23 protein-coding genes and 1 tRNA gene are annotated in these 22,665 nt (G+C 70.7%); 11 read left to right on the top strand and 13 right to left on the bottom strand.

Annotated features, from left to right (window positions below; genetic code table 11):
• Positions 1–90: 90 nt before the first annotated feature.
• Together ABT294_RS24470 and ABT294_RS24465 are read left to right on the top strand one after the other, a co-directional pair.
• Positions 91–807 carry a FadR/GntR family transcriptional regulator gene (locus ABT294_RS24470; RefSeq protein WP_350808568.1) on the top strand — a complete coding sequence of 239 codons (717 nt, stop codon included), beginning with the start codon at positions 91–93 and terminating at the stop codon, positions 805–807.
• A gap of 287 nt (positions 808–1,094) precedes the next feature.
• Complete coding sequence (locus tag ABT294_RS24465) at positions 1,095–2,126, top strand: TOMM precursor leader peptide-binding protein (protein WP_350808567.1); 1,032 nt, start codon at positions 1,095–1,097, stop codon at positions 2,124–2,126.
• Positions 2,127–2,342: 216 nt separating this feature from the next.
• Here ABT294_RS24465 and ABT294_RS24460 read toward each other — a convergent pair whose 3' ends face one another.
• From ABT294_RS24460 to fxsA, 4 genes are read right to left on the bottom strand one after another with little or no spacing between them, the layout of a single operon-like run.
• A complete protein-coding gene (locus tag ABT294_RS24460; protein ID WP_350808566.1) occupies positions 2,343–4,847 on the bottom strand; it encodes an FxsB family cyclophane-forming radical SAM/SPASM peptide maturase in 2,505 nt (834 codons plus the stop codon).
• Positions 4,848–4,897: 50 nt separating this feature from the next.
• Positions 4,898–6,547 (bottom strand): nSTAND1 domain-containing NTPase, encoded by a 1,650-nt coding sequence (locus ABT294_RS24455; protein WP_350808565.1) that lies wholly within the window; start codon positions 6,545–6,547, stop codon positions 4,898–4,900.
• A gap of 10 nt (positions 6,548–6,557) precedes the next feature.
• Entirely contained in the window at positions 6,558–7,430 is an 873-nt protein-coding gene (locus ABT294_RS24450; protein ID WP_350808564.1) for an SIR2 family NAD-dependent protein deacylase, read from the bottom strand.
• A 34-nt stretch (positions 7,431–7,464) separates the two neighbouring features.
• On the bottom strand, positions 7,465–7,629 hold the full coding sequence (gene fxsA, locus ABT294_RS24445; protein WP_350808563.1) for an FxSxx-COOH cyclophane-containing RiPP peptide: 165 nt from the start codon (positions 7,627–7,629) through the stop codon (positions 7,465–7,467).
• 187 nt (positions 7,630–7,816) lie between these two features.
• Between fxsA and fxsT the strand changes: the two genes are divergently transcribed.
• Positions 7,817–10,312, top strand: a complete 2,496-nt coding sequence (gene fxsT, locus ABT294_RS24440) for an FxSxx-COOH system tetratricopeptide repeat protein (protein ID WP_350808562.1) — start codon at positions 7,817–7,819, stop codon at positions 10,310–10,312.
• 55 nt (positions 10,313–10,367) lie between these two features.
• Here fxsT and ABT294_RS24435 read toward each other — a convergent pair whose 3' ends face one another.
• Positions 10,368–10,949 carry a helix-turn-helix domain-containing protein gene (locus ABT294_RS24435; protein ID WP_350808561.1) on the bottom strand — a complete coding sequence of 194 codons (582 nt, stop codon included), beginning with the start codon at positions 10,947–10,949 and terminating at the stop codon, positions 10,368–10,370.
• Between the two features lie 51 nt (positions 10,950–11,000).
• Here ABT294_RS24435 and ABT294_RS24430 point away from each other — a divergent pair, with 51 nt between their 5' ends.
• On the top strand, positions 11,001–11,516 hold the full coding sequence (locus ABT294_RS24430) for a GNAT family N-acetyltransferase (RefSeq protein ID WP_350808560.1): 516 nt from the start codon (positions 11,001–11,003) through the stop codon (positions 11,514–11,516).
• Between the two features lie 87 nt (positions 11,517–11,603).
• Positions 11,604–12,365: an alpha/beta hydrolase gene (locus tag ABT294_RS24425; RefSeq protein ID WP_350808559.1), complete on the top strand. Its 762-nt coding sequence runs from the start codon at positions 11,604–11,606 to the stop codon at positions 12,363–12,365.
• 14 nt (positions 12,366–12,379) lie between these two features.
• On the opposite strand, the gene ABT294_RS24420 is transcribed toward ABT294_RS24425, so the two are convergent.
• Together ABT294_RS24420 and ABT294_RS24415 are read right to left on the bottom strand one after the other, a co-directional pair.
• Entirely contained in the window at positions 12,380–13,297 is a 918-nt protein-coding gene (locus ABT294_RS24420) for a 2'-5' RNA ligase family protein (RefSeq protein ID WP_350808558.1), read from the bottom strand.
• Positions 13,298–13,466: 169 nt separating this feature from the next.
• A complete protein-coding gene (locus tag ABT294_RS24415) occupies positions 13,467–14,009 on the bottom strand; it encodes an RNA 2'-phosphotransferase (protein WP_350808557.1) in 543 nt (180 codons plus the stop codon).
• A gap of 175 nt (positions 14,010–14,184) precedes the next feature.
• On the opposite strand from ABT294_RS24415, the gene ABT294_RS24410 reads away from it, so the two are divergent.
• A complete protein-coding gene (locus ABT294_RS24410; RefSeq protein ID WP_350808556.1) occupies positions 14,185–14,502 on the top strand; it encodes a hypothetical protein in 318 nt (105 codons plus the stop codon).
• Positions 14,503–14,562: 60 nt separating this feature from the next.
• On the opposite strand, the gene ABT294_RS24405 is transcribed toward ABT294_RS24410, so the two are convergent.
• From ABT294_RS24405 to ABT294_RS24395, 3 genes are all read right to left on the bottom strand, one after another.
• Positions 14,563–14,636, bottom strand: a tRNA-Lys gene (locus ABT294_RS24405).
• A 46-nt stretch (positions 14,637–14,682) separates the two neighbouring features.
• Complete coding sequence (locus ABT294_RS24400) at positions 14,683–15,603, bottom strand: nucleoside hydrolase (RefSeq protein WP_350808555.1); 921 nt, start codon at positions 15,601–15,603, stop codon at positions 14,683–14,685.
• Positions 15,604–16,066: 463 nt separating this feature from the next.
• Positions 16,067–16,459, bottom strand: a complete 393-nt coding sequence (locus tag ABT294_RS24395; protein ID WP_350808554.1) for an OsmC family protein — start codon at positions 16,457–16,459, stop codon at positions 16,067–16,069.
• Between the two features lie 52 nt (positions 16,460–16,511).
• Between ABT294_RS24395 and ABT294_RS24390 the strand changes: the two genes are divergently transcribed.
• Entirely contained in the window at positions 16,512–17,210 is a 699-nt protein-coding gene (locus ABT294_RS24390) for a ferric reductase-like transmembrane domain-containing protein (RefSeq protein WP_350808553.1), read from the top strand.
• Positions 17,211–17,352: 142 nt separating this feature from the next.
• Positions 17,353–18,084, top strand: a complete 732-nt coding sequence (locus tag ABT294_RS24385) for an FAD:protein FMN transferase (protein WP_350808552.1) — start codon at positions 17,353–17,355, stop codon at positions 18,082–18,084.
• On the opposite strand, the gene ABT294_RS24380 is transcribed toward ABT294_RS24385, so the two are convergent.
• Entirely contained in the window at positions 18,081–18,356 is a 276-nt protein-coding gene (locus tag ABT294_RS24380) for a hypothetical protein (protein WP_350808551.1), read from the bottom strand. The genes ABT294_RS24385 and ABT294_RS24380 overlap by 4 nt on opposite strands.
• A 121-nt stretch (positions 18,357–18,477) precedes the next feature.
• Here ABT294_RS24380 and ABT294_RS24375 point away from each other — a divergent pair, with 121 nt between their 5' ends.
• On the top strand, positions 18,478–18,858 hold the full coding sequence (locus tag ABT294_RS24375; RefSeq protein ID WP_350808550.1) for a phage holin family protein: 381 nt from the start codon (positions 18,478–18,480) through the stop codon (positions 18,856–18,858).
• Between the two features lie 6 nt (positions 18,859–18,864).
• A complete protein-coding gene (locus tag ABT294_RS24370; RefSeq protein WP_350808549.1) occupies positions 18,865–20,196 on the top strand; it encodes an aromatic amino acid ammonia-lyase in 1,332 nt (443 codons plus the stop codon).
• Here ABT294_RS24370 and ABT294_RS24365 read toward each other — a convergent pair.
• On the bottom strand, positions 20,183–21,031 hold the full coding sequence (locus ABT294_RS24365) for an alpha/beta fold hydrolase (RefSeq protein ID WP_350808548.1): 849 nt from the start codon (positions 21,029–21,031) through the stop codon (positions 20,183–20,185). The two genes, ABT294_RS24370 and ABT294_RS24365, sit on opposite strands and share 14 nt — an antisense overlap.
• A 65-nt stretch (positions 21,032–21,096) precedes the next feature.
• On the opposite strand from ABT294_RS24365, the gene ABT294_RS24360 reads away from it, so the two are divergent.
• The gene (locus tag ABT294_RS24360; RefSeq protein WP_350808547.1) at positions 21,097–21,693 is read left to right on the top strand and encodes a TetR/AcrR family transcriptional regulator; all 597 of its coding nucleotides are present in this window, start codon (positions 21,097–21,099) and stop codon (positions 21,691–21,693) included.
• Here the strand turns inward: ABT294_RS24360 and ABT294_RS24355 are convergent.
• The gene (locus ABT294_RS24355; RefSeq protein WP_350808546.1) at positions 21,659–22,648 is read right to left on the bottom strand and encodes a LacI family DNA-binding transcriptional regulator; all 990 of its coding nucleotides are present in this window, start codon (positions 22,646–22,648) and stop codon (positions 21,659–21,661) included. The genes ABT294_RS24360 and ABT294_RS24355 overlap by 35 nt on opposite strands.
• Positions 22,649–22,665: the final 17 nt, after the last annotated feature.

Raw genomic sequence — 22,665 nt, 5'->3', positions numbered from 1 at the left:
CGTAACGTGGACGCTAGAGGCCGTAGGCGCTTGTGGTCAACAGGAGATTTCCGGAATGTTACACAAGTGCTTACCAGAGAGGGATCATTCATGAGCACTGCCCCGCGCCCTCGGCCCAGCCGAGCCGTCGAGGCCCAAGAGGGCGTCAAGGAGCTCATCCTCCGGCGCGGGTTGGTGGCAGGCGACCCGCTGCCCACCGAGTCGGAGCTGATGGAAGAGCTGGGCATCAGCCGCAACTCGGTGAGAGAGGCGCTGAAGGCGCTCCAGGCCGTCGGCATCGTCGACATCCGCCACGGTTTCGGCATGTTCGTCGGACGGATGTCGCTCGCAGGACTGGTGGACGAGCTGGCCTTCCACAGCCGCATCACCCTGCAGGGCGGCATGAACAACCTCGCGCACCTCACCGAGATCCGCGAGCTCCTGGAGAGCAGCCTCGTCCAGCGCCTCATCGACCTCGGCGACGAGGCGGACCTGTCACCGGCGGCCGAGGTGATCGCCCGCATGGAGGCCGAGGCGCTGCTCGGCCAGGTCTCCCCCGAGATCGACCGGCTCTTCCACGACCTGCTCTACCGCCCCGTCGGCAACCCTCTGGTCAGCCAGCTCCTCGGCGCCTTCTGGGACGTCTTCGACCAGTTGCGTGATCACCTCGGCGCTCCCGACGAGTCGCCCGCCGACGTGGCCAGACGACACCGCGACATCCTCGACGCCGTCACAGCGGGTGACCGGACGGCCGCGGTAAAAGCCGTTTACGCGCACTTCAACGGCGTGCGGAACCGGCTGGCCCGGCTCGGCCCTAAAATTGACTAAAACATGATCTAGGGCTGGACACCAACTTTACTCCACTCTAGTTTCTTACCTTGAGCGGTATTCAGCACCCCCGACCACAAAATGCCGCTGCTTCGCCCGGCCATACCACAAGGGGAGGACAGATGGAGTTCACGATCACTCAGGTCGAGGAAGTGGAACCGACCTCCTGCGGTAACAGCAACAGCTGACAACCGGCGCGGGATTGGCGGCCGAACCGCCGATCCCGCGACTTCCCCTCGACGTGGAGCGCACTATTGTCACGCGTTCTGGTTAATCCGGCTTTCCCCTTGTTCGTCGACGACCGCGAAGAGACGGTTCGACTCGGCGACCTGCCGCGAACCGGAAAGGTCCTGCGGGCGGCGTCCCCGGCACTGCGCGCGTTGCTCCGCCTGTGCGCCTCCTCCCCCGTCGACCGCGACGAGCTGGCCGAGCGCACCCCCGCCCCCGCCGAAGAGGTCGACCAGGCCATCACCGCCCTGCTCGAAGCGCGCGTCCTGGTCGAGGAGCACGACGTCGAGGCCCTCACCAGGGACGAGCGGTCCTCCAGGCAGGCCCTGTTCTTCTCGATGTTCCAGCCGGCCGCCCGCGCGGCCGAGATGACCGCGAGCCTGTCGGAGCGCACGGTGGTGATCCTCGGCGTCGGCGGGATCGGCAGCTCGGTGGCCACGCAGCTCGCCACCGCGGGCGTGGGCACGCTCAGGCTCGTCGACCGCGACCACGTGGAAGCCTCCAACCTGCACCGCCAGTACCTCTACAGCACGGCGGACGTCGGCATGCCCAAGGTGGACACGGCCGCCCGCCGGCTGGCCGAGCGCTGCCCGTCCCTGCGGGTGGAGGCGCGCGACCGGACGCTGGCGGGCGCCCGCGACGTCACCGAGGTGGTGGCGGGCGCGGACCTGGTCGTCGCCACCGCCGACAGCCCGCAGCCGGACATCCGCCGGTGGGTGAACGCGGGCTGCCTGGCGGCCGGGGTGGCGTTCCTGCCCGGCGGCTTCACCCAGCACCTCGGCATCGCGGGGCCGCTGGTCGTGCCGGGCGAGTCCGCCTGCCTGGCCTGCCTGGACGAGCAGCTCCGCGCCGGCAACGGCGGTCACGAACTGCCCGCCGTGGAGAACAGGGACCGGCGTGTCCCGGCCTTCGGGCCGCTCTGCGCGATCGTGGCCGGGCTGCTGGCGGCCGAGGCGATCCGCTTTCTCACCGGAGTGGTGCCGCCCGCGCTGCTCAACCGGATGAGCTACTTCGACCTGCTCGGGATGGAGACGTCCGAGCAGCCGGTCGCCCGCTCGGCCACCTGCCCCGCCTGCGGCGCGGCCTCGTGATGTTTCACGGAGGCAGGCAATTTCGAGTCGCACCCTGCCGGCGAAAACTAATTTCCGGAACAGGGCGGGCACGGGGTTCACACACGCCTTGACCGGCCTTCCCGAGCCCGCTGTCAGTCCGCGAATTCGTCCGCTCCCGGCTGCTTATTCGCGGATATCTCGGCGCATTCGGCGGGCTCGGGAACGGCGTCACGCTCCGTACCGTCGGCGTCCCGGTCAGGACAGGTCGGCCGCGCTCCTGTTGTTGCGCGCCTGCCAGAGCGCGTGGTGACGCTCCGCCGCCTGCCTGGCCATGGCCGTCGCCTCGTCGGGGACCGGCTCGCCCGCCCAGGCGTCGAGCTGCTCGATCATCCGCCCGACGAACACCTCCCCCGGCTCCGTCAGGCCGCCGCTGCCCAGGATGGTGCCGCTGACCATGCGGGCGGCCTCCCGCCAGCGGGCGAACTCGCTGGACGCCCTGATCAGCGCGGCGCCGTCCTCGTGGTGCCGCTGCCGGCGCCAGAAGTCGGTGACGCCGAGATAGGCGTAGGCGCCCTGGAGCAGGCCGGGCACCGGACGCGGGTCGTCGCGCCACGGCGCGTAGTAGCGGGAGCCGTCGTCGGGCCTGGTCAGCGGGACGATGTCGAGCAGCGCGGACAGCTTGGCGTGCTGGGTCTCGTGCGTGAGCGTGACCGCCATCTCGTGCGCGTCGGGCGGCGTGGACAGCGCGATGCAGCCGAACGTCTCGCGCGAGGTGGCGCTCGACAGCCCCTGCGGCGGCGCGGCCAGCGGGGTGAGCACCCTGATGGCGGCGGCCACCTCCTGCGCGACCGTGCCGTGGTTGGCGACCAGCATGCCCCACGCCTCGTCGAGGAGGCCCTGCCAGACGGCGGCCTCCTCGCGGGTGAGCCGGCCGCGCAGGTTGGCCGAGCCGGGCATGCGGTGCGGGTCGAGGTCGTCGATGAGCACCCCGAAGCGCAGCCCGCCCGCCTCGGCCGTCAGCGACCGCAGCCCCTGCCACCCCGGCAGCTCGCTCGCCAGGACGTCGCTGACCTGTAGGAAGATCCCGTTCGCGCTGACCTCGACCGCGTCGCCCGAGCAGTGGACGGTGGCCGTCGAGACCGTGGCGGGCAGCGTGATCTGCCCCAGCGAGGGCAGCGTGATCACGCCGTCGGCGACCGGCACGTCCACCTCGCAGGTGAAACCCGCGCGGATGGCCGCCGCCGCGGCCAGCGCGGCGAGCTGCTCCGGAGCCTCCAGCGTGCGCACCGCGTGGCGGGCCCAGGCCCCGACCGACGGGTGACGGACGACGGTGTCGACGGCCTCCGGGTGCCGGGACTCGATCGTGGCCAGCAGGTCGTAGGCGCGGCGCACCTCGGCCCAGCGCGGATGGTCGGCCCGGTGGGCGGCGTCGAGCACGCCCCTGACGAGCAGCAGGTGCTTGCTGCGCTCCGCGGCGACCAGCCGCTCCACCGCCTGTGCCCCTCCGCCGCCCGTGGCGAGCGCGGCGAACACGTCCGCCGGGACGCGGTGCTCGGTCAGGTTCATGGCCGGCTCCTTCACTCGGACCGCCAGGTCGGCCTGGACGGCGCTGCCGATATGCCTGATCAGGCGCAGCAGGTCAGGGCAGTAGACCGATGGGTTGCGGAACCCGGTCGCGGGGCGGTACCGGTGCGCGTACTGGCCCCCACCACAGATCATGCCGACTGGGCATACCGTACACGTCGGGGCCAGCGCGAGCGGGCCGATCTGCCGCGCGGCGGTCGACGGAAGATGCAGCAGCTCGTCGAAGCTGTCGTGCGTGACGTGCAGCCCGGTGCGGCCGGCGCCGTCGAAGGCCGACTTCAGGATGTCGGACTGCTCGATCTCGCCGTCGGTCTCGATCACCGCCATGGCGACCGGCGACAGGCCGACCTGCTCGCTGGCGGAGCTGCCGCCCAGCAGCAGGTGGATGATCTCGTCGAACAGCCGCACTCCGGCGGGCCTCGGGTCGGTGGCGTACCAGCGGTCGAAGATCGCGATCAGCCAGTCGGCGTACGGCGTGCCCTCCGCGCCCGCCTCACGCCCCGGCGGCGGGGCCGCCCAGTTGCCGTGCGGGAGCAGGAAGTCGACGGTCGGCGGGGAGAAGGCGAGCAGCGCCTCGTAGGTCTCCAGCGGGTCGTTGCGCAGGTCGACGGTGCAGAGCAGGCCGCGGAACAGGTGCCGGTAGGCGGGCGCGGTGAGCCGTTCGAGCGCCGCGGCGACCTTCGCGTAGCTGCCGCGCCCGTCGGCGGTGCGCCTGGCCCGGTCGTGCGCGTGGCGCGCGCCGTCGAGGCTGACGCCCACGCCGACGCCGAGCCGGGCGAACAGCCGCAGGAACGTATCGTCGAGCAGGGTCGCGTTGGTCTGCACCACGACGTCGACGGGGACGGCGACGGCGGATCTGATCAGTTCGACGATCGCGCCCAGCTCGCCGGCCCCGGCCAGCAGCGGCTCACCGCCGTGCAGGACGACCTGGACGCCGGGCAGGCCGTGGGTGCGCGCGTGCTCGGCGATCCGGGCGGCGGCGGCCTCGGCCGTGACGCGGGACATCCGCTTGGGACGGGACCGCCAGCTCTGGTCGGCCATCTCGTACACGTAGCAGTACGAGCAGGCGAGATCACAGCGGCTGTGGACCTTCAGAACGAACTGTCTCAGCGGGGTCGGCTGCCAGCCCCCGGCGAGCAAAGCATCGACGTCGAGGGTCGATGGCCACTCAGGCACCACGGAACAGCCTCCACGTTGAGACTCGTGACGGGCCAAGCATAGACCCGCTAATCGGTCTCCAGAAGCAGCTCCCTGGCCTGTCTCAGCAGGTGCGCCGGGAGCCTGTCGGCCACCCCTCTGACCACGGCGGCCGCCGCCCGTGGCGTGCCCGACCTGCGCAGCGCCTCGGCCAGCGCGAGCTGGGCGGACATGTCGTTCGGCGCCCAGCTGAGCGCGGCGCTGATGCGCCGGATCGCCATGCTGTGGTCGCCCTGCGACAGCCACAGCTGGCCCTCCATGGTGAGCACCCTGGCCACCCCGTCGAAGCGCCGCCACTTGGCGTACAGGTCGGCCGCCTGCGTGCAGTAGAGCAGCGCCGCCTCCACGTCACCCTGGGCGGCGGCCACCTCGGCGAAGACCTCGGCCGCCTCGGCGCGCACCCACTCGTCGCCGTACGCGGAGGCCCGTACCGCCTCGTCGGCCAGCCGCTGCGCGGAGTCCCATGCCCGCCTGGCCAGCGCCGCCCTGGCCTCGCGCAGGTAGACGGCGGGCGACTCGGAACGCCTGACGGGACTGATGAGCCGGTCGTGCGCCAGCTCGTACCACCGGATGCCCAGCCGGTGCTCGCCGCGCAGGACGCGCCGGTCCTCCAGCGCGCGGGCCACCGCGTTCGGCATGCCCTGCGTCAGTTCGAGCCCCTCGTAGACGGTGTTGCGGGTGCCGTGCTCGGTGATGAACGTGTTCCGCAGCCAGAACTGGATCTCCACGGACGACATCGCGAACTCCTCGGCCACGTTGTCGATCGCGCGCCTGCAGAACCCGGACAGCGCCTCCTCGATGTCGGAGTACTGGCGGGCGTGGTCGACGGTGATCTCGTGGACCTCCGGCGGCAGCGACTCCCAGAGCGCGGAGCAGACCACCTGGAGCTGCACCGGCTCCACGGTGTCGAGCTCGATCTTCGAGCTGACCCCGGCCTCGTCGGAGACCACCACGCTCCGCAGCCCGTCGACGATCAGCTCGGCGGCCTCGTGGCTGATCGTGCGGTCGGTGTGCTCCAGCGGCTCGGTGACGGCCTCCAGGGCCGCGTCGCGGCTGAGCGGCTGCAGGTGGAACCGGGTCCGCGCGCCCTGCCCGAACGGCCGCTCGTAGGGCAGGATCATGAACAGGTACTCCTCGCGCATCGACAGCAGCAGGTGCAGCCCGGTGTTCTGGCGCACCGCGGTGGCGAGCTGGTCGAGGAAGGCGCGCCGCTCCTTCTCCCTGGCCGGGACGGTCTGGAACATCTCCTCCGCCTGGTCGATCGCGGCCAGGACGGGCACCGGGTCGTCGTACTCGTCCTTGCGCTCGGGGCGTCCTTCGAGGAACTCCGTGAGGGTCAGTTTCGCGAGGTCGCGCTCGTCGCGGTCGGGGGCCCACGCGGTCAGCAGCGCCATGACGTACGGGTTGCCGCGCCCGGTCGGGACGCGCATCCGCGGCGCGATCCGCGCGATCGGCAGCAGGTCGACCCGCCCGGGGTCGAGCCGGGGCAGCACGCCCGCGTTCAGCAGCGAGGTCTTGCCCACCCCCGAGGCGCCGTACAGGACCGTCAGCCCTACGGCCTGCCAGAGCGTGGCGATTTCCCTGGCCTCGTCGTCACGGCCGCGGAACAGCTCGCTCTCGTCGCGGTTGTAGGGGCGCAGCCCGACATAGGGGTGGGTGTGCGCACCGCTGACGGTCATGGCCAGGACCTCACATTCTGTCGAGAAGCTCCCTGAAGAAGTCCTCGGTGGTGCCTATGAAGATCGAGATGTTCCAGCCATCGAGGTAGCGCTCCATGTAGTGCTGGGCCTTGGCCTGAGCGTCGGGAACGGTCCCGTCGAGGTCAGGCATGAGCTGGACGCTCACGTGCCGTCGTTTCATGTTGGGCGGGATGGCCCGGATCAGGCCGTGGAAGAGCACCCGGAAGTTCCAGTCCTGCAGGCTGTAGCCGACGAAGAGGAGCGGGCTGGCCGTCATCGCGCCGAGCACGCAGGTGGGCAGCGGCCGCCTGCTCTGCGAGGCCTGCCAGTCGACCATGTTGACCAGGTAGTTCAGGTAGTCGTCCTCAGTCAGGACGAGCGAGGGCGGGTCTTCCCAGCTGCCGTGTAAGTGGTAGACGAGCGGCTCGTCGGGAGTGGGGTCCAGGATCCGCGGCTCGTCGGCGTTGCCGTCCCACCAGGTGGAGGTGCTGGCGCGGGGGGACTTCTGCCCGTCTTGAGCACGGTTCAGCGCCTGCAGCATGAAGTTGTCATAGTTTGTGGTGAGAAATGTACTTATGGGGAATTCAGCTAAGATCTCGTGCGGATCCGGCGCCGTCCCGGGCTTGGCGACATACTGTTTCAGGTAAGTACAGATCTCGTGTTTGAGATCTACCGGATCCTGTTCACCGACGGACGCGGCATATTGCGTCACTCGGGCGAGATTGTCGCGGTCGGCGAACGGGTAGTCATACAGGTCGGCGAAATGCCGGCTCAGCTGCCTGGCATTCGGAAGGCGGCCGAAACACGCACCGGCCCCGAGAAGGGGCGTGCAATCACCCCGACCGAGCTGCTTGACAAGTCGGTTCCAGTCCCCGTTGTTCACAGATCATCCCGGCGGTTCGTCCAATAAACCGTCCTTACATCGCGGATTGGAACCCGGCGACCGGACCGGAGTCCGTCTCGAGTACCCGCCGCAAGGCCGCGGCGAGTACGGACTCGCCGATCCCGTCGAGCGCGCGCAGGTCGAGATCCTGCACATCGACAAGACCACCACCGTACTCGGTCACTGAGTCCTCGCCCATAACTCTCTCCCTGGAGCCGTATGACCTGGAGACTTCCATCTTGGCATGATGCCCGATCAACGGCGACAGCAGTCTGCCCGGTTTGTTTATTCAACAGAAGGTCCTGAGGAGTCTAAGATGCTGCGAAAGACAACTGAGCTGGGGCGGTAGCGTGTCTGTGACGAGCTCTTCCCAGGATTCTGGGCGAGTGCCCTCAATATGGGGCAAAGTTCCGCAGCAGAACAAGAACTTCACCGGTCGCGAAGACCTCCTCGACAAGTTGCATTCCGGCCTCAGATCCGACGTCACCGCCGTCGTCCCGCACGCCCTGCACGGGCTGGGCGGTGTCGGCAAGACGCAGCTCGCCATCGAATACGCGCACCGCTTCAGGCACGAATACGACGTGGTGTGGTGGATTCCCGCCGACCAGTCGGTGCTGGTGAAGTCCTCGCTGGCCGGGCTCGCGCGCGAGCTGAACCTGCCCATCGCGGCCTCGGCGGGCGTCGACGAGGCGGTCGACGCGGTGCTCGACGCGCTGCGGCGCGGCGAGCCGTACGAGCGCTGGCTGCTCATCTTCGACAACGCCAACGAGCCCGAAGACGTCAACGCCGTCATCCCCCGCGGCTCCGGGCACGTCCTGCTCACCTCGCGCGACCAGGGCTGGCAGAGCGTCGTCGACACGATCGTCGTCGACGTGTTCCGCCGCGAGGAGAGCGTCGCGTTCCTGATGAAACGCGTCCCCAGGGGCATCACGGAGCCCGACGCGCACCGCCTCGCCGAGGCGCTCGGCGACCTGCCGCTGGCGCTCGAGCACGCGGGCGCGCTCCAGGTCGAGACCGGCATGCCCGTCGACCAGTACCTGCGGCTGCTGGAGAACGAGACCACCCGGCTGCTGGGCACGAGCAAGCCGTCCGACTACCCGATGTCCATGACGGCGGCGTGGGCGCTGTCGGTGTCGCAGCTCATGGAGCGCTCGCCCGACGCGGTCGAGCTGCTGCGCTGCTGCGCCTTCTTCGGCCCCGAGCCGATTCCGCGCGACCTGCTCGACCGGCTCCCCGAAGACTTCGCGGGCGGGTCGAGGCTGGCCGGCATGCTGGGCGACCCGATCCGGATGATCCCCGCCATCCGCGAGCTCGGCCGGTACGCGCTCGTCCGCATCGACTCCGAGACGCGCACGATCACCGTGCACCGGCTCGTCCAGGCGCTGCTGCGCGACGAGCTGCCGGAGCCCGAGCGGGCCTCGTTCCGGCGTGAGGTGCACACCCTGCTCGCCGCCGCCGTGGCCGAGGAGAATCCCGACGACAACGCCGCATGGCCGCGCTACCAGGCGCTGCTCGGGCACATCAGCCCGTCGCGGGTCGTGCAGAGCACCGACCCGCGCATCAGGCACTTCGCGCTGAACGTCGTCCGCTACCTGTACTCGTCCGGCGACTTCAGGTCCGCGCGGCAGTTGGTCGAGCAGTTCCTCGAGCGCTGGCAGGCGGTCAGCGGCGACGACGACCAGTACGTCCTGTCGGCCCAGCGGCACCAGGCGATCGTCATCCGCGAGCTGGGCGAGATCCAGGAGTCGTACGAGCTGAACCAGCGCACCGCCGCCCGGATGCGGCAGGTCCTCGGCGAGGACCACGAGGAGACCCTGCTGCTCATCAACAGCCACGGCGCCGACCTGCGCTTCCGCGGCGAGTTCGCGCTGGCCTTCGAGCACGACCAGGACTCCTTGCGCAGGCACCAGGCCAAGTTCGGCCCCACCCACCGGCGGACCCTCCGGGCGATGAACAACCTGGCCCTCGACTACCTGCTGCTCGGCGACTACGCCAAGGCCCGCGAGCTGCAGGCCGAGACGTTCATGTACCAGCGGCAGGCCGGGTCGGGGTCGAGCGCGCAGAACGTGCTGTCGTCCTGGAACGGGCTGGCCCGCATCGTCCGGCTCAACGGCGACTACCGCAGGGCCTGCGACATCGGCGAGGACGCCTTCGAGTACGGCGTGGAGCAGCTCAACTCCGAGCATCCGTGGACTCTCCGCGTCGCCAAGGACCTCTCGATCGCCCGCCGCCGCAACGGCCAGCTCGAGGAGGCGCTGGATCTGGCCGACCACACCTTCGACGCGCAGAAGCGGAACGTCGGCATCAACCACCCCGACACCCTCGCCGCCGCCCTCTGCCTGGCCAACGCCCAGCGCGCGGCCGGCCAGCTGACCGAGGCCCTCGAACTCCTGGAGGACATGGCCCCCCGCTACCCGCGGATGTACGGCGACGACCACCCCTTCAAGTACGGCTGCGACACCAACCTGGCCCTGCTCCTGCGGGTGAACGGCCAGCTGGAGCGGGCCCTGGAGATCGACAGGCGGGCCCTGCGCGGCCTCGACGGCAGGCTGACCCGCGAGCACCACTTCACGCTCACCTGCGCCATCAACCTGGCGAGCGACCTGGCGGCGCTCGGCGACACCGAAGAGGCCCGCGAGCTGGGCGTCAGCACGCTCGAAAGCCTGCGCAACGTCCTCGGCGACGACCACCCGCTGACCCTGGCCGGGGCCGCCAACCTGGTGGTCGACCTCCTGGCGCTGGGCCGGGAGGACGAGGCGGCCGGGCTCAAGGCCGAGACGCTCACCCGCTACGAACGCCAGCTCGGCACCGACCACCCCGACGTCAAGGTCGCCCGCGAGGCCCGTCGCCTCGACTTCGACTTCGACCCGCCGGTGCTCTGAGCGCGCCGGAGGCTCGCACGTCGCCGGCCGGGGCACGAGCCCCGGCGGCGTGGCGTCAGCGGCCGGTCGGGCGTGCCGACGGGCGGCGGGGGCGCATGACGAGCGCGGCGACGGAGTACGTGCACGGTTCGGAGCCGGGGTTGGCGTAGGCGTGCACCACGTCGGCGGCGAAGTACACCGAGTCTCCCGCCGCCAGCTCGACCGGCCGGTCTCCGATCGTCAGCCGCAGGACGCCCGACTCGACCACCACGTACTCGTGCGAGCCGGGAGCGTACGCCGGGTACCGGCCGGCGTCGCAGCCCGGCGGCAGGGTGCTGCGGATCCACTCGAAGTTCACGCCCGGCACGACCGGTGTCAGGATCGTGCGCTGCCAGCCGCCCGGCTCGTCCACGTGGTCCTGGTCGGCGGCGCGGCGGACGATGACGCGGTCCTGGTCGGGCTCGGCGACGAGCTCGGCGAGCGGCACGCCGAGGCCGGCGGCGATGCGGGCGAGCACGACGACGGTGGGCGCCTTCTGGCCGCGCTCGACCGATGACAGCATGCTCACGCTCACCGACGCCGCCGCGGCGAGCTCCTGGAGCGTCAGCCCGTGGTCGTGGCGGAGCGCCTGCACGCGGCCGCCCAGCTCTTCCAGCATTCCTCTATAATAGCGACCAATTACGCTATAGCGAAAGCAAGGAGCCGCCCCATGTCGCCTCCCGAGATGGCGGTCCGTCCCGCGACGGCCGCTGACCTGCCCGCCGTGGCCGCGATCTACGAGCACTACGTCGCGCACAGCGTCGCCACCTTCGAGGAGGTCCCGCCCACCGTCGACGACTGGCGGCGGCGGCTGGACGAGCTGACCGGCCGGGGCCTGCCGTTCCTGGTCGCGGCGGAGGGCGACGAGGTGGCCGGGTACACCTACGCCGGGCCGTGGCGTCCCAAACCGGCCTACCGGCACACCGTCGAGGACACCATCTACATCGCACCCGGCCGCACCGGCCGCGGGCTGGGCAGGCTCCTGCTCGGCGCGCTGCTGACAGACCTGGAGAAGACGGACACGCGGCAGGTCATCGCGGTGATCGCCGACACCGGCAGCGGCGCCTCGGAAGCCCTGCACCGTCACTTCGGCTTCAGCCCGGCGGGGCGCCTCACCGGCGTGGGGCACAAGCACGACCGGTGGATCGACACGTCCCTGATGCAACGCGACCTGACGACCACCTGAGCGACCGTCGTGTCCACTCCGGCCATGGGGTGAACTCTCCGCCCCGAAAGGTAGGGTGAGCGCCATTCCCCCCATCGGAAGGCAGAGATGACCGAGCACCAGTTGTGGCCCGTGCCGACTCCGGCGACGCTCACCGCCTACCCGGTGGAGGGCGGCGGGCCGGCGATCGTGGTGCTGCCCGGCGGCGGGTACGCCAGGCAGGCCGGCCACGAGGGGGAGCCGGTCGCCCGCTGGCTCAACACGCTCGGCATCGCCGCTTTCGTCCTGCGTTACCGGGTCGCGCCGCACCGCCATCCGCTGCCGCTGCTGGACGCCGCCAGGGCGATGCGGTTCGTCCGGCACCACGCGTCCGAGTGGGGGGTGGACCCGCTTCGCGTGGGCGTCCTCGGTTTCTCCGCCGGAGGCCACCTGGCCGGGCTGCTCGCCACCGAGACCGCCGCCATGCTGCCCGAAGGCCCCCACGACGAGATCGACCGCAAAGACGCGCGGCCCGGTGTGGCCGTCCTGTGCTACCCGGTGGTGACGCTCAGCGGTGCGCCCGCCCACCAGGGGTCCGTCACGAACCTCCTCGGCCCGGAACCGGCGGGGGCGCAACTCGCGGGGCTGTCGCTCCAGCACCGGGCCGGCCCGGCCACCCCGCCCGTGTTCCTCTGGCACACCACCGAGGACGACGTGGTTCCCGTCGACAACTCACTGCTCCTGGCCTCGGCACTGGCGGCCCACCAGGTCCCGGTCGAGCTGCACGTGTACCCGAACGGCAAGCACGGCCTGGGCCTGGCCGAGGCCGAGCCAGGCGCCGGCGAGTGGACCACCGCCTGCGCCAGATTCCTCCGCACCCAGGGCTGGTGACCAGCTCCACGCTCCTAGAACCGTTCGAGGACGCGGAAGCGCTCGGTCACCACGAGCGTGTCGTCGTCGATCACCGGGGTGTGGCCGAGAAAGGCGGTCATCTCGGGCCCCTGCCAGAACCGCTCGTGCACGGCACGCCACTCGGCGGCCGTGGCGTAGCCCTCGCCTTCGGCCTGGGCGAACGCGTCGTCGACGGCCCTGATGGGCAGTACCCGCACCTCGACCGTCTCGATCAACGCGGCGGGCCGGCCGTTCGAGTCGACGACCGCGCCCCACTGCCCCGCCGACGGCAGCGGATCACCGGAGTGCTCGTAGTCGGCCGGCAACCCCGTGGTCGCCGTCTTCTCGCCGCTCAGGATCGCCGCGACCAGCTTGTCGCGGAGCGGGCCGGGGAAGGCGAACTCCGTGGGCGGCAGTTCACCGAGCGGGAAGAACGCCTCCGCCCGCCAGGCCGTACCGTCGAAGACCAGCAGGGTCACGCCGGACGCGCGCGCGGTGACCGGGAGCGTCAGAGCCGCCTCGATCGCCGCCAGCGTGTCCGCGTCGTCGGTGTCGGCGACCGTCAGGTGCGGGACGACCTCGCCGTACTTCCCGCCGTACGGCGGCGCTTCCGGCCAGCGCCGCACCACCAGGTCGGTGAGCTCCCGTAGCGCGGTGTCGGGCTGGGGCGCGAGGTAGAGCAGGCCCGGGAACCGGGCGGTCCGCTCGAATCTGACGTCGAACGGTTCCCGTGCGGCGAACAGCTGGCGCAGTTCGGCCATGACCGCGTCGTCGAGCCGGTCGCGGCGCAGGAAGGGGGCGAGCACGGTGACATGGGCGGAGACGCCGTACGCGGCCGAGCGGTCGTAGCGCTCGCGCCACACCCCCACCACCGGCTCGGCGGAGGGGACGTTGACCACGAGCGCGGTCTCACCCACTGGATAGGCAGTCATGGGCCGACATTCTGCACGACCGCGAGCGTTCCCAGCGGTGAACGACGTCTCGGGGCACAGGTCAGCTGGGGAAACGGATGAGGGCCGTCGAGACGCACGGTCAGCGCGGGACCTGTTCACTTCGCGCGGCGCGCATCAGCTCCCGGGACGCGGTCGCTCGGGGCGCGGGTCAGCTCGGGAAGCGGATGAAGGCCGGCGGGACGTGGTCGGCCAGCCAGACGCCGTTGGCGCTGAGGTGGAACCGGTGCCCGGCCCGGTGCATCGCCCCGGCGTGCACCGCCAGGACGACCGGGGCGCCGCGGCGGGCGCCGACCCGGGTGGCGGTCTCGCGGTCCGGCGACAGGTGGACGTGGTGGCGGTTCATCGGCCGCAGCCCCTCTGCCCGGATCGCGGCCAGGCTTCTGGGCACGGTCCCGTGGTACAGGTACTCCGGCGGGTCGGCGGGCGGCAGCTCCAGGTCGACGCGTACCGAATGGCCCTGGCTGGCCCGGATCCTCCCGACCTCGATGGCGTACCGGCGCTTGTCGTTGCCGGCGACGACCTGCTCCAGCTCGGCGCGGGAGATCGTGAACCCGTGCTCGGCCGCCGCCGTGAGCAGCGCCTCCACCTCCACCCAGCCGTGGGCGTCGAGGGTGATGCCGATCCGTTCCGGCTGGTGCCGTAGGTGCTTGGCCAGGTACTTGGAGATCCGCACCATCCGCCGCTCGTCCATCACACCCGCTCCACCGGAATGCCTGCCCTTGGAGCAAGGGTAGCGCGGCCCAATAGGGACGCATCTGCATTTATCGCGAAACCTGCCTTGAGCTGCGCGGACACCGTATATCCCGCATTCTCTCGGGCCGAACTTTCATGGACAACAGCTCGGATCGGTTATCGATAATGTCCACGTGAATGAAACGCGTTGTGAACGGTGCGACCTCCCCATCGGACTCGGCTGCTCATGCGCGGGCCCGCCGGTGACCGCGTTCGTCCCCTTCGAGATCCTGATCTCGCCCAACCAGTGCGCGCACCTGCCGGAAGGGTGCAACCACACGGCCGGCCGGGAGCGCATGGAGAGCGCCTGGGGCTGGATTCCCCGCCCCCGCCCGGGCCTGTGGACCAGCATCGGCCCGGACAATCCCGTACGCGCGCAGGCAGGAAACCGGGACCGGATCGCCGACCGCCGATGCGGAGACTGCGACCACACATTTCCCGACGCCAACTGATAGCCGCAGCCGAAAGAGAGAAAGCCCAGGCCGGAAATACCAGCCTGGGCTTTCTGTCTGTGCGCCGCCAGGGACTCGAACCCCGGACCCGCTGATTAAGAGTCAGCTGCTCTGACCAACTGAGCTAGCGGCGCTTGCGACAGGAATAACTGTAGCAGCCACCGCACACTCCCTTGCACATCAGCCGAGACGCTCAGCCAGCTTCTCGTACGCCCCCAGCACCAGCTCCCAGAAGCATTCCACGTCCACGGAGGTCGCCACCAGGGCGTTCGGCCGGCCGCCGGGCACCTTGAAGTCCGTGACCGTCATGCCGGACGTGTACGTGCCGGTCGTCTCCACGTTGACCACCGCCGGAGCGCAGCCGAACAGCGTCGGGTCCATCACGTACGCCACCGCGCAGGCGTCGTGGATAGCCGGGCCGCTGTCCTCCGTGATCGCTCCGTAGAAGCCCGCCGCCGGGACCAGGAGGTCGGCGAGGCGGCCCAGCGGGCGCATGCGGTCCAGGACGGCGCGGGTGACCACGGCCTTCAGGGTCACGTCCAGGCCGAGCATCTTGACCGTCCAGCCGGCGTCGAAGGCGATCGCGGCCGCCTCGGGGTCGGCCAGCATGTTGAACTCGGCCGCCGGGTTGTGGTTGCCGCGGGTGTACGAACCGCCCATGATGACGAAGTCGCGCGCCCACTCGACGATGCGGGGCTCGCGGCGCACGGCGAGGGCGATGTTCGTCAGCGGGCCCGTGGCCACGAGCGTGATCTCGCCGGGGGCGGCTCTGAGGGTGTTCACGATGAAGTCCACGGCGTGCCCGTCCGCGACGGGACGGACGGCGGGCGGCAGGACGGCCTCGCCGAGGCCGGAGACGCCGTGCACGTGCGCCGCCCGGACGGTCTGCCGGACCAGGGCGCCGGCGCTGCCGGGAGTGACCGGGACGTCGCCGAGGTCGAGGAACTCCCTGAGCGACAGCGCGTTCGCGGTGGTCAGCGCGAGGTCGACGTTGCCGCCGACGGTGGTGATGCCGACCAGCTCCAGGGAGGACCCGGCCAGGAGCGCCAGAGCCAGCGCGTCGTCGATGCCCGGATCGCAATCAATAAGGACCTTTGTCACGTAACCGAACAATACGCATGATTTGGAGCGAGAGTCCCCAGAACGGATGGAAATGGGGCGCGGACGAAGCGCCCCCGCGCCGCCCTGACGCGAGCGCCACATGGACTCCGCGCCGGTCGGGCCTCTGCGATGGCCGGGCCGGGTGGGCTGATGCGACGGTCGGCCTCATGACGCGGCCCAGCGGTGGACACGAGGCCAACTCGCAACGATCGGGTCATGCGACGGTCTGGCGGTGGACATGCGTCGGGGTCGGGCAGTTTCCCCCAAACCTGCCCGACCCCGACCGACGGCGGTCCAGGCCAATGTCTTCCCCCAAAAACATCGGCGGTCCCGCACTGCAGACGGCGGTCCCCCTCCGCGTCCGCTTCGGCAAAGAGCTCATCGGTCCCTTGACCTGCTTCGACACTACCGAGAGGAATGCAACGGACGCGTCATAACCGAGTCGAATGTCGGCCTAATCCGGCTACGGAACCTCCAAACGGACCTCCGTCCCTTCCTGAAGGGACCGGCTGACCGTGCAGTACTTCTCATGGACGCGCTCCGCCACCGCCCTGAAGACCTCGTCGGCCTCCTCGGAGGGGACCTCCACGTCGTAGGTCACGGTGACGGGCCCGAGCAGGTTCGGCTCGACCTTCTCCGACGCGACGGTCATCGCCAGGCGGACGAGCCGATGCCCGCGCTTCGCCGTGAGGGGTTCGACGGTCACGATGTTGCACCCGCCCACCGCCGCCAGCAACAGCTCGACGGGGGTGAAGACGCCGTCCTGGTCGCCGCCCCCGATCTGCACTTCCGCACCTCGGGCGTTGGTCGCCCGGAATCCACCGTCTTCGGTCCGCTCAACACGCACGTTAGCCATGTTTCAGACCTTACTCAGACGGCTCTCATGTTCGGCACGCATCGTCGAAGGCATGGCTAGCGAGGTGAAGACGAATCAGTGGCCCATCCTCTTCTGGTGCGGCGTCGCGGTCGCGGAGTTCGGGGCGATCCAGCCGGGATTCGGTTACCCGTGGCGTCCCACGGCGTACGCCGTCGCGGCGCTGCTCGTCGCGCTCGGCCTGCTCTCGGTCAGGGCGGCGGACCTGTTCAGGTCCGAGCAGGCCAGGCAGCGGCTGCGGCTCGGCGGCTACCTCGCGGGCGGGCTGCTGCTCGTCCACCAGTTCAGCTCGACCGCGTACGTGACCAGCCTCAGCCGCACCGGCTCCCTCCTCCTGTACGGCATGGCGGCCGTGATGGCCGTCTGGAGCCACACCGTCCCCGCCACGAGCGGCGCCCTGCTCGTCGCGACGGGCATGGCCCCTGCGAGACTGCGGGAGCTGCTCGTCTCGCGCGAGGACCTGGTGGTCGTCTACCGCACCGACGCCGCCACCCCCGAGCTGCGCGAGCTGGCGGCCAGGCACGGTCTGGTGCTGGTGGTCGGCCAGGAGCACGACCCGCGGGCCAAGGAGCGGCTGAGCGCGTCGGGCCTGCGCAGGCAGGTGCCCGACATCGCCCGGCGCGAGGTGCTCGTCGCGGGTCCGCGGCCGTTCCGGCGGTACGTCCGCGGAGCCTTGTCGCGACTCTCCGTGCCCGCCACGCAGATTCATACCAAACCTGTACAAAAACTTTAACCTATCGTTACCTTAGCCTCCTGTTCCATGACAAGCCAGGGCAAAGGGTTTAACCCGCCATTACGCAGCCCGTGGGACGGTTGCTGCGGAAGAGGAGGCAAAGGTGATGACTTTCCCCGGAAGCGCCCGTGTGGAGATGGTCATGGGCAGGCCCGTAAGCGTGGACATCCGCACGGCCCTGCCGCCCCGAGAGCTGACCCCCCTGCTCGACAACGCCTTCGCCTGGCTGCGCTGGGTGGACGCCACCTTCAACCCGAGCAGGGAGAACAGTCAGATCGCACGCCTCAACCGGGGCCAGACCATCGAGCAGATCCCCGAGCTCATCGAGGTGCTGCACCGCTGTGACGAGCTGAGCGTCGCCACGGACGGCTGGTTCGAGTCGCGGATCGGCGGCGTCATCGATCCGTCGGGCTACATCAAGGGGTGGGCGCTGGAGCGGCTGTCTCGCGCGCTCACCCAAGCCGGGGCCGTCGACCACCGGATCAACGCGGGCGGCGACATCAGGGTGCGCGGCTCGGCCACTCCGGGCAAGCGCTGGCGGGTCGGCGTCCGCGACCCGCGCACCGGCCTGGTCCGCAAGGTCGTCTTCGGCCACGACCTGGGCATCGCCACCTCGGGTGACGCGAAGATCGTGGACCCGCGCACCGGCGAGCTCCAGGACGCGCTGAGCTCGGTCACCGTGATCGGCCCCGACCTGGGCGTCGCCGACGCCTACGCGACAGCCGTCTACGCCATGGGCCCGGTCCTGGGCAGGCGCTTCGCCATGGAGTTGACGGAACCGTACGAGACACTGATCGTCGGCCGGGACGGACAGGAGTTCAGCACGCCAGGTTTCGCGATGTACGGCGGGGCGGAGGCCCGCCTGGCGGGTTAGGCGTCAGGGTGCTTGCTCAGATACTCGATGTAGATGGGGCGCAGAGCCTCACCGAGATCGCCCTCGCCGGCGGCGAGGGCGTCGCTGAGCAGCGCGGACACGCGGGTCAGGTCGTTCGCCGTCTCTGTGTCGTGACCGCTCGCGGCCTCGGCGGCCGGGATCACCGTCAGCAGTTTCCACAGGAAACCGAGGTCCCCATGGTGCACGGCGTAGCGCACCGCCCGGTCGTGCAGTTCGCTCGCCGTCAGCGACTCGAGCTCCTTGGCGTCCATCGCACTTCCTCCTTGCACCCCTGTTCCCTCAATACCGCCCCAGATAACGCCAGAACGATCCCTCTTCCCGGGCACCGCACCCCTATCGGAACCCCGAGCGGTAATGGGAGTATCAAGCAGCGTGAGATTCATCATCAGATTGCTGGCGGCCGCGGCCGCCCTGTGGGTGGCCATCCAGTTCGTCCCCGGCATCGCCGTCAACACCGCCCAGAACTCCCCCAAGTACTGGGGCACGCTCCTCATCGTGGCGCTGATCTTCGGTGTCATCAACGCCATCGTGAAGCCGATCGTCAAGACCCTTGGCTGTGCGCTCATCGTCCTCACGCTCGGCCTGTTCCTGCTTGTGATCAACGCGGCCATGCTGCTGTTGACGAGCTGGATCGCCGGGCAGTTCAGCGTCCCCTTCCACGTCGACAACTTCTACCCTGCCGCCTTCTGGGGCGCGATCATCATCAGCGTGGTGAGCTGGCTGCTGGGCCTGTTCATCCCCGACAACGACTGAACACTCATGAAACTCGACGGCGCCGGCCTGACATGCGCGCAGATCCACGAGGTCGGTTACGACGGTGCCCGGGTCACGATCTCGTCCCTGGATCGGGCCCGGGAGGCGTGGGGCGCGGCCCAGGAGCTGAGGGGCCCCGTGTACGGGCAGAGCACCGGGGTGGGCGCCAACAAGGACACCGACGTCGAGGACGGCGGGTTCGACCTGCTGCGCAGCCACGCGGGCGGCGTGGGCGCGCCGGTCGAACCTGAGCGCGCCCGGGCGATGCTGGTCGTCCGGCTGAACCAGCTCCTCGCGGGCGGCTCCGGCGTGGACCCGGGCGTGCTGCCCGTCCTCGCCGACGCCATCAACGGCGGCTTCACCCCGCCGATCAGGACGTACGGCGCGATCGGCACGGGCGACCTCACCGCCCTGGCCACCACCGCGCTGTGCCTGCTCGGCGAGCTGCCCTGGAACTCGCCGTCGCCGGGCGCGGCCGGGCCGCGCTACCCGCTGGCCTCCCGCGACGCGCTGCCCTTCATCAGCTCGGGCGCCGCGACGCTCGCCGACTCGGCGCTGGCCTGCCACCGGCTGCGCAGGCTGCTGGAGGCGGCGGTGGACGTCGCCGCGTTCAGCTTCGCGGCCGTCGAGGCGTCGGCGGAGCCGCTGGCCGCGGTCGTCCAGGAGGCGCGTCCGCACTCCGGGCAGGCGGCCACGGCGGCCCGGCTGCGCGGCCTGATCGCGCACGAGCCGTCCCCGCGCGTCCAGGACCCGTACGGCTACCGCGCGTTCGCCCAGGTGCACGGCGCGGCGCTGGACACCCTCGACCGGGCGCGCGACGTGGTCGAGACCGACGTGAACGCCGCCACCGAGAACCCGCTCATCGCCGACGGGCTGGCCTGGCACAACGGCAACTTCCACGCGGCGCCGGTGGCGCTCGCGCTCGACGCGCTGCGCGCGGCGCTGGCGCAGACGGCCCAGCTCAGCACGGCCCGGCTGGCCACGCTCATGGAGCCGTCGTACACCGGGCTGCTGCCGTTCCTCGCGGCCAGCCCTGGTGGGTCGGGGGCGATGATCCTGGAGTACGTCGCCCAGGACGCGCTGGCCGAGCTGCGCCATCTCGCCACGCCGGTCACGACCGGAACCGCCGTGATCTCCCGGGGCACCGAGGACCACGCGAGCTTCGCCACCCAGGCCGCCAGGTACGCGCTGCGCTGCCTGGAGCCGCTGGAGATCGTGCTGGCGTGCGAGCGGGTGGCCGCCACCCGCGCCCTGTACCACCGCCGCCAGATCGCGACCCCGGACCGGGTGCTCACGTCCGACATCGAGGACGCCCGCCGCGCCCTCACCTCGTCGTGAGAGGGGTCTGCATGAAGGTGTGGATGGCGGCCGCCAGCGCCTCGGGCCGGTCCTCCGGGATCAGCGTGTAGCTGTCGTCGATCTCCACCAGCGTGGCGTCGGGGAACAACTCGGCGAGCCTGCGACCGTGGGCGCGGGGCATCAGCCGGTCCTCGGTCGCCCAGGCGACCAGGACGGGGCCGTCGAACGTGCGCATCCGTTCCGCCCAGTCGAGCAGCACGGCCTTCGGCGGGGTGGAGCGGGCGTACTTGCCCAGGTCCCGGCGGATCGCCCGGTGGGTCGTCGCCGGCCGGAACCAGCCGTCCATGACGTCGTCGGGGACGGGCCGCTTGCTCATCCACCCCCAGCTGCCCGGCGCGCGGCGCATGGCGCGCAGCCGGAGCAGCCGCATGGTCAGCCAGAGCCCGCCCGGGATGCTCGCCGCCGTGGCGATGGCCCGCCCCGGCAGCCCCGGCGGATAGTTGTCGAACGCCTCGCAGGCGGTGAGCACCAGGCGGCCCACCCGCTCGCCCCCGCCCTCGGCGATGAGCACCTGCCCGCCGCCCCAGTCGTTGAGCACCAGGGTCACCTCGCGCAGGTCGAGCCGCTCCAGGAACTCCCCCACGAGCAGCGCGAGCCCGCGCAGCGACAGGTCCGCGTCGGCGCGCATGGGACGCCGGTGGCTGCCCAGCGGCAGCGTCGGCAGCACGCACCGGTAGGCGCCCGACAGCTCGGGCAGCACCTTCCGCCACACCGTGGAGTCGATGGTCAGCCCGTGCAGGAAGACGATGACGGGCCCGTCGCCTCCGGTGTCCTGGTACTCGACGACCCCCGCGCTCAGCTCGATCTCGGGCACGCCCGCCTCCGCTCTTGATAGATCGCTCTAGCGATAGAGTAGCGGCCACCGACGAAGGGGGACGGATGCCACCGACCAAGGACCGCATCATGGACGCCAGTGCCGGGCTGTTCAGGCGTCAGGGGTACACCGGCACCGGGCTCAAACAGATCGTGGCCGAGGCGGGCGCCCCCTTCGGCTCGATCTACCACTTCTTCCCCGGCGGCAAGGAGCAGCTCGGAGCGGAGGTCGTCCGCCGCTCGGGCGCCCTGTACGGGCAGCTGTTCGCCGCCGTCATGGACGCGGCCTCCGACCCCGTGACCGGTGTCCGTGACTTCTTCGCCGGAGCGGCCCGGACCCTCGTGGACACGGGCTACGCCGACGCCTGCCCGATCGCCACCGTGGCCCTGGAGGTGGCGAGCACCAACGAGCCACTGCGCCAGGCCACGGCGGAGGTCTTCACCGACTGGATCGCCACCGGCACCGCCTTCTTCACCAGGGCCGGAGTCTCGCAGCGGGAGGCGCGCGAGCTGGTGGTCGCGATGCTGGCCGCGTTGGAGGGCGCGTTCGTGCTGAGCAGGGCGCTGCGCAGCACCGAGCCCCTGAAGATCGCCGGAGAGACGATCGCCGCCAGGGCCGCCGGGCTGCTCACCTCAGATCGGCGACCGAACCGCGCTCCCTGAGGGTCGGCTGCTGGACGACCCGGCGGCGCCGGGCGCCCCCGTCGGCGGCGGCCGACACCAGCCGGACCGCGGCCTTGACGATGCCGTCGATGTTCCAGTCGACCGTGGTCAGCCCGGGGGTGAGCAGGCCGGACATGGGGTGGTCGTCGTACCCCATGACCGAGATGTCGCCGGGGATCGACAGGCCGAGCTCGCGGGCCGCCGCGTAGACCCCGTAGGCGATCGAGTCGGCGAAGCAGAACACCGCCGTGGGCGCCCCCTCGCGCAGCACGTGGTGCGCGGCGTCGGTGGCGACGGTCAGGTCGTGCAGGGCGGGGACCACCTCGATGCCGAGCCCGAGCCGGTCGGCCTCGGCCGTGACGTGCACGTCGGCCGGACGGTCGGGGGTGCTGACCATGGTCGGGGTCAGCACGGTGACGCGGCGGTGGCCGCGGTCACGCAGGTGCTCGAGGGCGAGCGTGACGCCGCGCCGGTTGTCGAAGACGACCTCGCCCGCCGTGCCCGCCAGCGAGTCGCCGATGGACACCACCGGCAGCGACTCGCACAGCTCCGGCCAGAACGGCGCGGCGGGATCGACCGGCTGCACGATCATGCCGTCGACCCGCTGGTCGCGCAGCTGCTGGGCCAGGGCGCGCTCCCTGGCGGGATCGCCGACCGCGTCGAGGATCAGCGCGTAGCGGTCCTTCTCCCGCAGACCCCTGCTGATGCCGACGGCCAGCGACTGCTGCCACAGGTCTTCCAGCGAGCCGCACAGCAGGCCGATCATGCCGGTGCGCCCGCTGGCCAGGGCCCTGGCGATGGGGTCGGCCTCGTACCCCAGCTCGGCCGCCGCGGCGCGGACCCGTTCCATCGTCTCTTCCGACACCTGCAGGCCGCGCAGCGCGTAGGAGACGGCGGCCGGCGACAGGCCGGTCGCCTGGGCCACTTCCCGGATGGTCGCTCTCTTGCGAGGCATCCTGCCAGCTTATTGCG

It is taken from the genome of Nonomuraea sp. NPDC000554, assembly GCF_040300065.1.
In the GTDB taxonomy this organism is placed as follows: Bacteria; Actinomycetota; Actinomycetes; order Streptosporangiales; family Streptosporangiaceae; genus Nonomuraea.
This window is presented reverse-complemented; position numbering and strand designations above follow the sequence as displayed.